This is a genomic window from Streptomyces sp. NPDC018964 (genome assembly GCF_044390325.1).
GTDB lineage: Bacteria > Actinomycetota > Actinomycetes > Streptomycetales > Streptomycetaceae > Streptomyces.
Genome location: NZ_JBIRYZ010000023.1, coordinates 100,235 through 113,675, shown reverse-complemented (window position 1 = coordinate 113,675; position 13,441 = coordinate 100,235). Strand labels below are relative to the sequence as shown.

Sequence of the window (13,441 nt, the reverse complement as noted above, 5' to 3'; positions counted from 1 at the left end):
GGTCATCGCACCGCCAGGTGTTCCCGGTACGCACGGTGGTTGCGGGCCGTCTCGGCCAGGCTGTCGCCGCCGAACTTCTCCAGGGCGGCGTCCGCCAGGACGAGGGCCGTCACGGCTTCGGCCACGACCCCGGCGGCGGGCACCGCGCACACGTCGGAGCGCTGGTGGTGGGCCCGGGCCGGGGCACCGGTGGTCACGTCCACGGTGGCCAGGGCGCGGGGAACGGTGGCGATCGGCTTCATCGCGGCCCGTACCCGCAGCACCTCGCCGGTGCTCATGCCGCCCTCGACCCCGCCGGAGCGCCCGGTGCGGCGGCGCAGTACGCCGTCGGCGGTCACGATCTCGTCGTGCGCGGCGGAGCCCGGCACCCCGGCCAGGTCGAAGCCGTCACCGAACTCGACGCCCTTGATGGCCTGGATGCCCATCAGGGAACCGGCGAGCCGGGCGTCGAGCCGGCGGTCGGCGTGGACGTGGCTGCCCAGGCCCGGCGGCAGCCCGTGCACGAGCACCTCCACCACACCCCCGAGGGTGTCGCCCTCCGTGCGGGCCCGCTCGATCTCCTCCACCATGGCCGCCGAGGCGGCCGGGTCGAAGCAGCGCACCGGGTCGGCGTCGAGACGCTCGACGTCCCGCGGACCGGGCGGCGGCACGGGCCGCGCGTGGGCGCCGCCGATCTTGACGACGTGGCTGAGCAGCCGGATGCCGTACGCCTGCTCCAGGAAGGCGCGGGCGACCTCGCCGAGCGCGACCCGGGCGGCGGTCTCCCGGGCGCTGGCCCGCTCCAGTACCGGACGGGCCTCGTCGAAGCCGTACTTCTGCATGCCGGCGAGGTCGGCGTGGCCGGGGCGGGGCCGGGTCAGCGGGGCGCTGCGGGCCAGGCCGGCCAGTTCCTCGGGGTCGACCGGGTCCGCGGCCATCACGGAGCTCCACTTGGGCCACTCGGTGTTGGCGACCTGCACGGCGACCGGGCCGCCCTGCGTACGGCCGTGCCGCACGCCGCCGAGGAGGGTCACCTCGTCCCGCTCGAACTTCATGCGGGCGCCGCGTCCGTGACCGAGCCGGCGGCGGGCGAGCCCGTCCGCGATCTGCTTGGTGGTGACCTCCACACCGGCGGGCAGCCCCTCCAGTACGGCTGTCAGGGCGGGGCCGTGCGATTCACCCGCGGTGAGCCATCGAAGCGTGGGCACAGCAACTCCTTCGTCGTCGCCCCGTGGCGGCGGACTGCCGTCGGGCGGTTCAGGCCGCGCTCGGCGCGACCAGCGGGTCGGGGGTGGGCTCGGCTCCGGTGACCGTGCCGCCGGAGGCGTCCGGTACGCGCTGCACGCACCAGCCGCCCTGCCGCAGCCGGGCCGCCATGTCCACGGCCTCCGTCGGGGCGACCATCAGCTCGACCAGGCCGCTGGGGTTGCCCGGCGAGTGGTCGATGCTCATGTCCTCGATGTTGACGCCGAGTTCGGAGGCGGTGGCCAGCAGCCGCGCCAGCTCGCCCGGCTGGTCGCCGATGAGCACGCGCACCGGCGTGCACGCCGGGGACGGCGCGCCGTGCTTGCCGGGGATCCGGGCGCGGCCGGCGATGCCGCGGGCCAGCAGGTCGGCGAGCAGGGTGGTGCCCTGGGCCCGTTCGTCGGCGTCGTCGGTGGCCAGACCGCGCAGGGCGGCCACGGTGACGTGGAGGTCCTGGGCGAAGTCGGTGAGCACGTCGGCCACGGCGTCGGCGTTGCTCTCCAGGATGTCGCCCCACAGCCGGGGGTCGCCGCCCGCGACGCGGATGGTGTCGCGCAGCCCCTGTCCGGCGAGCTGGGCGGCGTCGTCGCCGGCCCCGATCAGCCGGGCCGCCATCAGCGAGGCGATCAGGTGCGGGGTGTGGGAGACCATGGCCATGGCCCGGTCGTGCGCCTCGGGTTCCATCAGCACCGGCACGGCGCCGCACAGCGCCACCGTCTCCAGGGCGCGGTTGAGGGTGTCCTTGGTGGTGGCGGCCGTGGGGGTCAGCACCCAGGAGCGGCCCTGGAACAGGGTGGCGCACGCGGCCAGCGGCCCGGAGCGCTCCCGGCCCGCCATGGGGTGGCCGCCGACGTAGCTGCCGCCGTCCGCGCCGCTGGCCCGCACCTCGCGCTGGGGGCCGCCCTTGACGCTGGCGACGTCGGTGTAGCTGCGGGCCAGCCCGCAGTTCTGCTTCTCGGCCAGGACGGCCCCGATGCGTCCCGGCGGGACCGCCAGGACGGCGATGTCCACCGGTTCCTCCGGTGAACGGCACACGCCGGCGCCCAGCGAGGCGGCGGTGCGGGCCGCGGACGGGTCGGCGTCCATCAGGTGCACCATCACGCCCTGGCGGGTGAGCGCGAGCGCGATCGAGGTGCCGATCAGGCCGGTGCCGACCACGGCCGCCGTCCTGATCACGCCGCGTCCTCGGCCGGGACGGCCGCCAGGTCCCTGCGCAGCGCCGCGGCACCGCCCAGGTAGACGTGCTGGATCTGCGGTTTGGGCCGCTGGGTGTCGGCGTGCACCAGGACCCGTACGACCCGGGGCAGCGCGCCCTCGACGTCGAGTTCCTGCGCGCACATCAGCGGTACGTCGCTCAGTCCCAGTTCGCGCACGGCGGCGGCCGGGAAGTCGCTGTGCAGGTCCGGTGTCGCCGTGAAGATCACGCTGATCAGGTCGTCATGGGTCAGCCCGTTGGCGTCGAGCAGTTCCTTGAACAGCGTCTTGACGCTGTCCTGCAGATGGGTCCTGTCGTCGCGTTCCAGCTGGATCGCCCCGCGTACCGCTCGCATGGTCACTGTGCTCCTTCGACTTGACGGTGGCTTGCGGCGTCTGCCGGTCACTTGGGTCCGCCTGGTTTGTGCGGAGGGGACGGACCCCTGTCAGGCCGCGGCCGCGACGGGCCGCGGCCGCCGTGCGGCGGGGGCCTCGTTGCGGTCCCGGTACAGCTCGGCGACCTGGAAGGCCAGGTCCAGCGACTGGAAGCGGTTCAGCCGCGGGTCGCAGGCGGTCTCGTAGCGCTGGTGCAGGTCGTCCACGACGACCTCGTCGCCGCCGCCCACGCACTCGGTGACGTTGTCCCCGGTCAGTTCGATGTGGATGCCGCCCGGGTGGGTGGCCAGCGACCGGTGGACCTCGAAGAAGCCCCGGACCTCGTCGAGCACGTCGTCGAAGTGACGGGTCTTGTGGCCGCTGGGCGCCGAGAAGGTGTTGCCGTGCATCGGGTCGCAGATCCAGGCGACCCGGGCGCCCTCCTGCGTGACCTTCTCCACCAGTGGCGGGAGCACCTCGCGGATCTGGTCCCTGCCCATGCGGGTGATGAAGGACAGCCGGCCGGGGACGTTGCCGGGGTTGAGCCGTGCGGCCAGCCCGAGGGCGTCGTCCGGGGTGGTGGTCGGGCCGATCTTGACCGCCACGGGGTTGCGGACCGCGGCGGCGAACTCCACGTGCGCCCCGTCCAGCTGCCGGGTCCGCTCACCGATCCAGATCATGTGCCCGGAGGTGTCGTAGGGGAGGCCGGTCCTGGCGTCGATGCGGGTCAGGGCGGCCTCGTAGTCGAGCAGCAGCGCCTCGTGGCTGGCGAAGAAGTCGGCGGAGTGGAACTCGGAGGGGTCGGCCCCGCAGGCGGCGAGGAACGCGAGGGCGTCGTCGATGTCCTGCGCGATCCGTTCGTAGCGCTCGCCGATCGGCGAGCTGGCCACGAAGTCCTGGTTCCACTCGTGCACCTGGCGCAGGTCGGCGTAGCCGCCGCGGGTGAAGGCGCGGATGAGGTTCAAGGTGGCCGCCGAGGCGTGGTACATCCGCTTCAGCCGCTCCGGGTCGGGGGTGCGGGCCTCGGCGGTGAACTCGAGTCCGTTGACCGAGTCGCCGCGGTAGCTGGGCAGTTCGACGCCGTCACGGGTCTCGGTCGGCTTGGAACGGGGCTTGGAGTACTGGCCGGCGATGCGCCCGACCTTGATCACCGGGACCGAGGTCGCGTACGTCAGCACCGCCGCCATCTGCAGCAGTGTCTTGACCTTGTCCCGGACCTGATCGGCGGACACCCCGTCGAAGGTCTCCGCGCAGTCACCGCCCTGCAGCAGGAACGCCTCACCGCGGGCCACCGCACCGAGCTGGTCCCTGAGCTGGTCGCACTCGCCGGCGAAGACCAGGGGCGGGTAGGCGGCCAGCTCGGCGGTCACCGCCCGCAGCGCGTCCGGGTCGGGCCAGTCGGGCTGTTGCTCCGCCGGCCGGCGCCGCCAGGAGTCCGGGTCCGTGACGGTCTGAGCAGCGTTCATGATGGCTGTGCCTCATTCTGTGTCGGGTGCGTGGGCGGAACGGCGGCGTACGGCGGGCGGGGACCACGGCGCGGCCCTACTCCTCCAGCAGGTCCGGCTGCTCGCGGACGATCTCGTCCCACAGCAGCTGGAAGGAGAACCAGCCCAGTTGCTCGTCGCCGAATCCGTCCCCCGCGGCCAGTGCCTGCTCGTGGGTGAGGGTCTGCGGGGTGCCGGCGGCCTGCGCCAGGAGCTGGACCTGGGCGCAGCTGTCGTAGGTGAAGAACCAGTGCACCGCCTCGTCGATCGTGCCGCCGACCGTGATCAGCCCGTGGTGGCGCAGCAGGACGGCCCGGTTGTCGCCGAGCTTCTCGGCGATGTCGCGGCCCTGCTCGACCGAGGTGGAGGGGCCCTCGTAGTCGCCGTACAGCACCTGGCGGCCGTAGAAGGCGGCGGACTCCTGGTCGATGGGCTCCAGCAGGCGGCCCAGGGCGCCCAGGGCGCGCGAGTGCGCGGTGTGGCCGTGGGCGGCGGCCTCCGCCTCGGGCTGGAGGTCGTGGATGGCGGAGTGGATGACGAAGGCGCTGGGGTTGACGCGGTGTTTGCCCTCCACCACCCGCCCGGTGGAGTCCACGCGGATCAGGTCGGCGACGCGGACGTGCTTGAAGGAGACGCCGAAGGGGTTGACCCAGAACTGGTCCGGGTACTCCGGGTCGCGGACCGATATGTGGCCCGATATGCCTTCGCCGAAGCCGTACTTGCCGAACAGCCGCAGGGCGGCGGCCAGCCGCTGCTTGCGGTGGCGCCGGCTCTCCTGCGAGGTGGCGAACCGGGGCTCGCCCGGGATCGGCAGACCGGTGTGGGTGTCCGCCAGGTAGGCGGCCCGGGGCTCGGTGACCGTGGTCATGGAAGGGTGTGTCCTCTCTGGTCCGGTGCGGCGGCGAAGGCCTGCGAGGGCCCGACGTCCGGTCAGGCCGCGACGAGCCGGGGCGTGGCGCGGGCGGCGCTGACGGTGTCGGCGTGCGCGAGGATCGCGGTGACGATGTCCTGGCTGCGGTCGACCAGGGACGGGATGCCGAAGGTGAAGAACAGCGCGCCGGCGGCGATGTTGCCCAGGCCGTACAGCCGCGGGTCGGGCCTTCCGTTGTTGGTGAGCCTGCTGGTGGCCCGGGCCAGCTGCAGCCCGCCGTGCGGGTGCCGGCTGGCGGCGCGGGCCCGCATCAGCGAGGTCACCAGCGTCAGGGCGCTGGCGGGTATGCGGCCCTCGGAGGCGTTGACCGCGCTGACGACCCGGTCGGCGTGGATCTCGTTGCCCTCGGCGGTGACGATGTCGAAGCCGGACTCCTCGGAGGGCCTGATGTCCTGCAGTCCGGACTGCATCCGCAGCTGGTCGGCCTCGACGAGCTCGAGCATCACGGAGGCGCTGCCGGGCGGCATGGGGCAGCACAGGCTCATAATGGTCCGGTAGTGCGCGCGCAGGATCTGGACCTTCTCCTCCTCCCGCAGCAGCGGCCACACGTCGGGGCCCGTCTCGGGAACGGCGCGCTGCAGGATGCGCAGGCCCAGGTGCGGGGAGCCCACCTCGTCGATCTGGCGGCGCAGGCGGTCCACCGGGTCCTCGAGGTCGACCCGGATGATCTCGTTGATCACCTCGTCGAGGTCGGCGTCCGCGTCACGGAACTCGGCGCGCAGCACGGTCGCGATGTCCTCGATGGTCAGTTCGCGCTGTTTGCGGGAGAGCGACTGCATCCGCTCGGGCGTCAGGTGGCGCAGGTGGAAGGGGACCGGCCGCTGCCGCACTCCGGGCAGCACCCCGCGGCGGGAGAGCAGGCTGATCCGGCCCTGGTGTCCCTGGGCGGCCAGGGACAGGACGATGTCGACGGAGGTCAGTCCGCTGCCGATCACGGCGACGTGCTCGTCCTCGCCGATGTCGGCGAGCCGGTCGGCGATCGGGTAGGGGTCGGGGACGAACCCGGGGGTGCCGGTCAGCCCGTAGACGTCCTTGGGGCTGTCGCCGCCGACCGCCAGCACCACGTAGTCGAAGGCGCGGGCCCGGCCGGGGCCTGTGCGCAGGACCACCTGGTTGGGCATCCGGTGCGCGGACGTGACGCCCTCGCCGATGATGTCGACGCGCCAGCCCTTCCTGCGCAGTTCGCCGAGTCCGGTGTAGGCGGACTGCTCCAGGTACTCGCCGTAGACCGGGCGGGGGGCGAAGCGGGCGCCGGAGAGACGGTCCACGCCGTGGGCGACGCCCACGATGCGGTCCCGGGTCTCCAGCCACCGCTCGAAGTGGCCGTCGTCGCCCGCGCGGACGGACATGTCGTCGGGAGTCGCGTTGACCTTGAGCGTCTCCGTGTCGACCTGGTAGGCGCGGCCGCGCCAGAGATGGGGCGAGGGCTCGAAGACGGTCAGGCTGCCGGGTTCGCCGTCGGTCCTGGCGAGTGCGTCGATCAGGCAGACTGCTGCCGCGCCGCCTCCGACGACGCCGATCGAGAATCCACGGGACATGTATGGGTCACCTATCGATGTGTGAGGGCGCTCGGCGCCTCGCCGCTTGTGGGATCCGCGGTCACCCGGACCGCTGCCCGTCCGCCCGAAACGGCCGGGCCGAGCGGGCTCAGGACGTGTGCGATGGTGCGCAGACGGATCAGGAAACGTTTCGGCCGGATGGGGCCGGCCGGTGTCCGGGCCTGGTCACGCCTGTCGGATCTCCAGCTGGTGGAAGCCGCCCTGGAGGAAGATGAGCGGGTTGCGGCCGTCGTGGGCCCCCAGGGCGACCACCTCTCCGATGACCATCACGTGGTCGCCCACCACCAGGTGGTCGCGGTAGCGGCACTCCATCCAGCCGGAGGCGTCCAGCAGCAGGGTCCCGGTCCGCTCGCCGTGCGTGGCGGGCAGCGAGGCGAGCGCCCTGCGGCGCTCGTCGCGGGGGCGGGCCAGCAGCCGGGCGACGTCCTCCGACCCGGCGTCGAGTATGGAGATCCCCCACTGCCCGGTCTCCATCAGGTCCGACAGGAAGCCGGAGTCGCTGCGGAAGCTCAGCGACACCAGCGGCGGGTCGAGCGAGAGCGAGGTGAGGGAGTTGACGGTGATGGCGTCGTGCCGGCGCGCGCCGTCGCTGTCCGCGTACGTGCTGACGACGCAGACTCCGGTGGCGAAGTGGCGCATGACGTTGCGCAGGTTGCCCGTTGTCGTGGCTGCACCCGTCGCCTGATCCGCTGCTGGCGCCTGGCCCATGGTTGTTCCTCTCCGGGGACGGCATACGAACGTGGATTCCGCGGGTGAACCGGCGCTTTCGGGCCGGCCCGGAACGCTCGCGACGGCGAGGTGGCCGGTCGCTCCCGCGAGGAGACAGAGTTCGATGCCCACGACGTTACGGAGCGTCGTGGGTGGCTAATTGCCGTGCCGCGACCGGACAGTTGCCAAAAAACGCTCGTCCGTTTCCTGCCGGGACCACGCGGGCCGGGCGCCGCCCACCACGTCCTCCGGGACGCGGGACGCCTCGCGTATGGAGCGCCGCGCCTCTTCGGAGACCTCGACGATGTGCTGGGCGTAGGGCAGCAGCAGCCGGCCCGCCGAGGTGAGCACCACCTGCCGGCCGCTGCGGTCGAACAGACGGGCCCCGATGACCTCTTCGAGCCCGCGGATCTGTGCCGTGACGCTGGACTGGGCGTAGTAGAGGTTCTTCGCCGCACGGGTGAAGCTCAGCTCGCTCGCCACTTCGCAGAAGGCACGCAACTGTTGCAGGTGCACGTCGGCTCCTCTCCCCGTTGGCCTGTTCGGCCACCCGTGGCCCCTGCTGACCTCAATAATATACCAACGCGACGGTTTTTTTATAGACCGGCTTCCGGACGACGCGGACCCGACGGGCATGAACGCGGGCCCGACGGGCATGAAAAAGCCCGCAGTCACGTCCCGGGGGACGTAGACGCGACTGCGGGAGCGGGGGTGCGAGCGGCTCAGTCCGACATCGCCACCGGCGACATCAGGTCCCGGGCGATCTGCGGAAGCGCCTGGTCGAGGAGCCTGCCCACGCGGACGGCGCCGTCCGCGGCACGCGGGATGTCGTCGACCGCGACGGCGTGCGCGAACACCCACGGCAGACAGCGCTGGCAGGCGGCGAGCACGGCCTGCCTGCCGGAGGCCTCCTGCTCGGGGGAGAGCGGCACGAAGGCGACGAGGACCGTCTCGCCCAGGTCCGGCAGCTGGGTGCGGACCACGGTGCCCTCCCTGACGACGGGCAGTTCGAGCAGTTCCAGCTCGAGGGCGAAGAACCCCTCGTCGAAACCGGTCTCCCCGTCCGCCTGGAAGGGCTCGTGGACGTACGACTCGTCCATGGAGTTCAGGTCGCTCATGCCGACATCTCCTGGTGCATCGACTGTTCCAGCTGCAGGTTCAACGTGATGATCGGCACGACCGACTCGAGCAGTTCGCCGGCCCTGATGCGGCCCGTCGGGCTGTAGGGGATCTCGTCCACGGCGATGACGTGGGCCGGCAGCGAGGGCACGCGCCGCGCGCACGAGGCGGTCAGCGCCTGATAGCCGGTCTGCTCCCGGTCCACGGCCACCGCGATGAACGGCACCACGAGCGCGTCGCCGAGCTTGGGGTGGTCCACCCGCATCACCGCGGTGTCCCGCAGGCACGGCAGGTTGAGCAGGTCGGACTCCAGCCGGAAGAGTGCCTCGTCGACCGCGCCGTCGCGCGCGTCGATCTCCACGGACTCGGTGCGGCCCGTCAGGCGGAGCCGTCCCTGTTCGTCCATCAGGCCGAGGTCACCGGTGACGAAGAACCGCTGCTCGCCCTGGCCCAGGTCGAGGGTGACGAACGGCGCCTCGTCGTCCAGGTACTCGTCCATCACCTGGTGGCCGGCGACGGCCACGCGGCCGGCGCGGCCGGCGGACAGCGGCGTCCCGTCCTCGCCGAGGACGGCGACGGTGTTGCCCAGCGTGACCCGTCCCGAGCGCATGGGCACCACCAGCGACTCCTCCGGAGTCATGATCGTGTTCAGCCCGGTCTGCGCGGTCGCGTGCGCCAGGTGCAGCGCCGGTCCGAGCCGCTCCCAGGCGGTGTTGACGGTCCAGCGGCCCAGGTGCCGGCCGAGGGCCATGACGCAGCGCAGGTGGGAGGAGCTCGCGATCGAGGCGGAGGCCGGGTGGGCGAGCAGTTCGTTGAGCGCCGTGGGGTCGATGACGGCCGTCGTGACGCGCATCTGCGGGATCGTCTCGGCCAGGGCGGCCGGGTCGGTGTACCGGCCCAGGACGACCGTGGCGCCGAGGCCCAGCATCGTGCGGGTCAGGTCCTGTGCCGTCTGCTGCCACAGCGGGGCCGCGAGCAGGTGCACGTCGGCGGCGTCGAAGCCGAACTCGTCGACGAGGTCGATCAGCCGGCGGGCCTCGGTGGGGGTGCGTCGCACGGCGATCCGCGGCCGGTCCTCGCCCGGGACGACGGTGAAGGACTCGTACGAGAGCGGCTCGGGCAGCCGGGCGAGGGGTTCGGTCTCCAGCAGTTCGCCGAAGCCCAGCGTGCGCCGGTCCTCGGACCGGCCGGGTGCGGCCTGCGTGTCGGAGGCGTCCAGCAGGACGTGGAGGGCCTGCGGGCCGGCGGGCCACACGCACCGGTCGAGCACCTCGCGGTACTCACCGGTGACGAAGACCAGCGACGGTTCGAGCCGGGTGAGCGTGTGGGTGAGCTCCTCGGGTCCGGCGGCGGGGTCCAGCCCCGTGCAGGAGACGCCCAGCGTCGCGCAGGCGGCCATCACGACCGCGAGCTGCCACCGGTTGTCGGCCAGGAAGACCGAACGGGCGGTCCCCTCCTGCGGCAGCCGGTCGGTGAGGCCGGCCGCGACCTGGTCCACCGCCTGCGCGAACTGCTCCCAGGTCAGCCGTTCCTCGCCGTCGGCGATCGCGGTCGCCTCAGGGCGTCCGGCCGCATACCGGCGGATGTCATCAAGCTTGATCATGTGGCTACTCCGTGGTCGGTGCGCCCGCGGTCTCCGGTCAGGTCGTGCGGTCACGGGGAAGCGCGCACACCGGCGCGCTTCCCCGTGGCGTCCGGGGTCGGGAACGGACCGTACGTCCGCGGCCCCTCGGCCCCTGTTCGGGGCCGACGGCTCAGATCCGTGGGGGGGTGTCGGCCTGTCTCAGGGTGCCTACCGATGAAAACAAACCGTCGTGCGGGTTTTCAATGGCGATCGAAAAGACCGATACCTTCTTCCGCCCGTGTTCCGGTGCCGAGTCGCCGTCCCACCGGCCGCCCGGAGGCCGGTTCGGGAGAGGTCCCGGTTCGGCGTGCCAGCCCGGGGGCGGATCCGTGGCGCGGGCGGCCGAAACGGCAGGGTGCCGGCCGGCGTCGGGCGCGGCGGTCGTGAGGCGCCGCCGGCGGTACGCGTGCCGGACACGGCGGCGCGGGGGACGTACGGCGCCGGCGGGCCGGTCCGCGTTCGGGGCGGGCGGTGCGAGGGCCTGCCGGGGTTCGGGGGCCATCGGCGTCACCGGGATCCCGATCTCCCGGACGTCCGGCCGGCCCGGTGCGGTGAGGCCTTGCGGTCTCCTTCCGTCAGCCCTGCGGCACCGCCTCAGCGCGGTTCCTATCGGCGGAAGGCCACGCCCCGCCGGGGCGGCACGCTGCCGCAGGGTCCGGCCCCCGCTTCCCGCTGCGCGGCAGGACGGCCGCGGACGGGCGGTCCGGGGCTGACGCAGGCGAGGGTGCGCCGCTCGGCCAGCCGGGGCAGGAGCAGCTTCCAGAAGCCGGTGATCCTCCGCTCGGACAGCCACTCCCGGTCGGAGCCGCTGAGCGCCTCGAAGCCCACGGTCACGGCGACGACGAGATCGGTGACGCTCGCCACCGAGACGTCTTCGGCCAGCCCCCCTTCCCGCTCGGCGCGCCGGAGCACGTCCTCGACCCAGCGCCACCACTCCCGGCGCAGGGAGCAGCCCGCACGGCAGGCGGGCTCCGCGCACAGCCCGAAGCCGGCCCGGACCACCGCGTCGTCGGCGAGTCGGCGCATCAGGCGGTGCGTGGAGTCCACCAGTTGCTGCAGGGCGCACGCCGCGCCCTCCGACGACTCGCCGGTGATCTGCCGGACGGTCCGCACCGCCTCCTCCACGACGGCCCGGGCCAGCGCCTTCTTGTTGGCGAAATGGAAGTGCAGGGCGCCGTTGCTGACCCCGGCCCGTCTGCTGATCACCGCCAGCGAGGCGGACACGTAGCCCTCCTCGGCGATGACCTCGGCCGCGGCGCGGATCAACGCCCGTCGCGTGCGGGCCGCGCGCTCCTGCTTGACCATCGGCTGTCTCCCGGCTGCCGGGGCACCGGCCCCGCCCGCGGGCACCGGGGCCGAGCCCTCCGTTCATGGGTCCGCCGGCGTGGAACACCGGTACGGCGGGGCGGAAAGCCACCTGGCGCCCGGCTTCCCCGAAGGGGGCGGTCCGCGAGAGAGGCTCTTCAACTCCGTGCAGGCCACATTAACAAACCGTCTGTGTGGTTTACACAACACCCGAGGTGAATGGCCGAAGACGTGAGCCCTCTCCGCCTCGCGTACGCCTCGCGGCGGGAACACCGGCGACGGAAGCCGTTCGGGAGGGGGTGGCTTCCTGCAAGATCCACGGAGGGAGGGAGCGACAGCGGCCCACAGTCGACACGGGGGGAACAGCCGGCACCGAGAGGTCGTCACTAGGGAACGACCCACCCTCGCCACCGACCGTATATGGAAGCCTTGCTACCGGTAGAAATTAAACCGGGTGGTATGTATCTTCGCTCGTCGGGGAGCCCTCCCCGCCTTTGACATACCAGGGGGACTCATGTCTACGAGCACATTCAGGGTCGAGGACGTGCCCGGCGTCGCGGAGACGGCGGTACGCCTCGCCAAGCCGCTCTTCACAGGCGACTTGTCCCATTACCCGACCCTGACCACCACCGTTCCCAAGGAGTTCGTGCACCGCGCCGCCGTCGCGGAGGTCATGCTGACCGGCTGGGAGGACAAGGGAGACAGGGGAGGCAGGGGGGACAGGCGGTTCGAGGTGACCGCACAGTGGCCCCGCAGCCACAGCTTCTTCACTCCGACCCCGGACAATCGACACGACCCGCTTATCGTGGCAGAAACAATCCGTCAAGCCGGTTTGCTCCTCTCCCACGCGGAGCTCGGGGTGCCGCTCGCCCACCGCTTCCTGATGGGGGACCTCTCCTTCACCGCGCAGCCCTCCGGGCTCCTGGTGGGTGACGCGCCCGCCGCCGTGAGCATGGACGTGGTCTGCAAGGACATCAAGTGGCGCGGCAGCATCCCGTCGGAGGTCCGCTTCGAGACGGTGATCCGGCGCGACGGACGGATCATCGCGACAGGCAGCGCTTTCTGCACCTACACCAGTCCCGCCGTCTACCGCCGGTTGCGCGGGAACGGCCTCGTCGCCGCCCAGCGGCCGCTGCCCCTCACCGCGCCGGTCCCCCCGCAGAACGTCGGCCGGATGTCGCCCATGGACGTCGTCCTGTCCCCCCTCAACGAGCTGGACTGCTGGCAGCTGAGGGTGAACACCCGCCACCCTGTGCTCTTCGACCACCCCGTCGACCACGTGCCGGGAATGCTGCTGCTGGAGGCCGCCCGCCAGGCCGCGGCGGCGTTCCTGGGGGGCGACTGCCTGCCGGTGGGCATGACCAGCGAGTTCACCCGGTTCGCGGAGCTCGACGAGCCCTGCCTGATACAGATCTGCGTCCTGCCCGGGACGGCGGACGGCAGGGAGCACCTGCTGGTGACCGGCCGCCAGCGCGGCGAGACGGTCTTCACCTCGACCGTGGTCGCGGCGGCCTGACCGGCCGGCGCGACGGAGCGCCGGCGCGGTACCGCATGGTCGCGTGCCGTATCGACGTCGACGGGCCCCCACAACCGGGACGCGAAGTTGACGTGTACCGGCCATGAGGCCCGTCGGTGCGTGGGGAGCGCCGCGTCCGTGCGGTGCGGTGCGGCACGCGTACCGCACCGGCGCGATGGGGGCCGAGGAGAACACCAGACCTTGCGCCATGTCGGAGCTTGCGTCGCTTCGGTCGCTGTCCGGCTGCCGGGAGCTGCCCTGACCTGCGGTGACTCGGACCCGCGGGGAAGGAGCGCCGAGTCGCGGGGGGGGGGGGGGGGGGGGGGGGGGGGGGGGGGGGGGCCCCCGCCGCCCCCCCCCCCCCCGGGGGGCGGCGCGCCACCCCCCCCCCGCCGCAACCCC

12 protein-coding genes are annotated in these 13,441 nt (G+C 72.6%); 1 reads left to right on the top strand and 11 read right to left on the bottom strand.

Annotation, left to right across the window (positions count from 1 at the left end; genetic code table 11):
- Nucleotides 1–2: 2 nt before the first annotated feature.
- The 11 genes from aroC to ACH5AO_RS29540 form a co-directional block, all read right to left on the bottom strand.
- Nucleotides 3–1,187 (bottom strand): chorismate synthase, encoded by a 1,185-nt coding sequence (gene aroC / locus ACH5AO_RS29590; RefSeq protein ID WP_398929936.1) that lies wholly within the window; start codon nt 1,185–1,187, stop codon nt 3–5.
- A gap of 49 nt (nt 1,188–1,236) precedes the next feature.
- Nucleotides 1,237–2,397 (bottom strand): prephenate dehydrogenase, encoded by a 1,161-nt coding sequence (locus tag ACH5AO_RS29585; RefSeq protein WP_398929975.1) that lies wholly within the window; start codon nt 2,395–2,397, stop codon nt 1,237–1,239.
- Nucleotides 2,397–2,780 carry a chorismate mutase gene (gene aroH / locus ACH5AO_RS29580; RefSeq protein WP_398929934.1) on the bottom strand — a complete coding sequence of 128 codons (384 nt, stop codon included), beginning with the start codon at nt 2,778–2,780 and terminating at the stop codon, nt 2,397–2,399. The genes ACH5AO_RS29585 and aroH overlap by 1 nt, the downstream gene beginning before the upstream one ends.
- An 84-nt stretch (nt 2,781–2,864) precedes the next feature.
- Entirely contained in the window at nt 2,865–4,259 is a 1,395-nt protein-coding gene (locus ACH5AO_RS29575; protein ID WP_398929932.1) for a class II 3-deoxy-7-phosphoheptulonate synthase, read from the bottom strand.
- 76 nt (nt 4,260–4,335) lie between these two features.
- Nucleotides 4,336–5,145: a class II aldolase/adducin family protein gene (locus ACH5AO_RS29570; RefSeq protein ID WP_398929930.1), complete on the bottom strand. Its 810-nt coding sequence runs from the start codon at nt 5,143–5,145 to the stop codon at nt 4,336–4,338.
- 62 nt (nt 5,146–5,207) lie between these two features.
- Nucleotides 5,208–6,746: an FAD/NAD(P)-binding protein gene (locus ACH5AO_RS29565; protein ID WP_398929928.1), complete on the bottom strand. Its 1,539-nt coding sequence runs from the start codon at nt 6,744–6,746 to the stop codon at nt 5,208–5,210.
- A gap of 186 nt (nt 6,747–6,932) precedes the next feature.
- Nucleotides 6,933–7,475, bottom strand: a complete 543-nt coding sequence (locus ACH5AO_RS29560) for a flavin reductase family protein (RefSeq protein WP_398929926.1) — start codon at nt 7,473–7,475, stop codon at nt 6,933–6,935.
- 156 nt (nt 7,476–7,631) lie between these two features.
- On the bottom strand, nt 7,632–7,991 hold the full coding sequence (locus ACH5AO_RS29555) for a LysR family transcriptional regulator (RefSeq protein ID WP_398929924.1): 360 nt from the start codon (nt 7,989–7,991) through the stop codon (nt 7,632–7,634).
- Between the two features lie 206 nt (nt 7,992–8,197).
- Nucleotides 8,198–8,593, bottom strand: coding sequence for a hypothetical protein (locus tag ACH5AO_RS29550; protein ID WP_398929922.1), 396 nt, complete (start codon nt 8,591–8,593; stop codon nt 8,198–8,200).
- Nucleotides 8,590–10,197 carry a class I adenylate-forming enzyme family protein gene (locus tag ACH5AO_RS29545; RefSeq protein WP_398929920.1) on the bottom strand — a complete coding sequence of 536 codons (1,608 nt, stop codon included), beginning with the start codon at nt 10,195–10,197 and terminating at the stop codon, nt 8,590–8,592. The genes ACH5AO_RS29550 and ACH5AO_RS29545 overlap by 4 nt, the downstream gene beginning before the upstream one ends.
- Before the next feature lie 627 nt (nt 10,198–10,824).
- On the bottom strand, nt 10,825–11,523 hold the full coding sequence (locus ACH5AO_RS29540) for a ScbR family autoregulator-binding transcription factor (RefSeq protein ID WP_398929918.1): 699 nt from the start codon (nt 11,521–11,523) through the stop codon (nt 10,825–10,827).
- 514 nt (nt 11,524–12,037) lie between these two features.
- Between ACH5AO_RS29540 and ACH5AO_RS29535 the strand changes: the two genes are divergently transcribed.
- Nucleotides 12,038–13,039 (top strand): ScbA/BarX family gamma-butyrolactone biosynthesis protein, encoded by a 1,002-nt coding sequence (locus tag ACH5AO_RS29535; RefSeq protein ID WP_398929916.1) that lies wholly within the window; start codon nt 12,038–12,040, stop codon nt 13,037–13,039.
- The last annotated feature ends 402 nt before the right edge of the window (nt 13,040–13,441 follow it).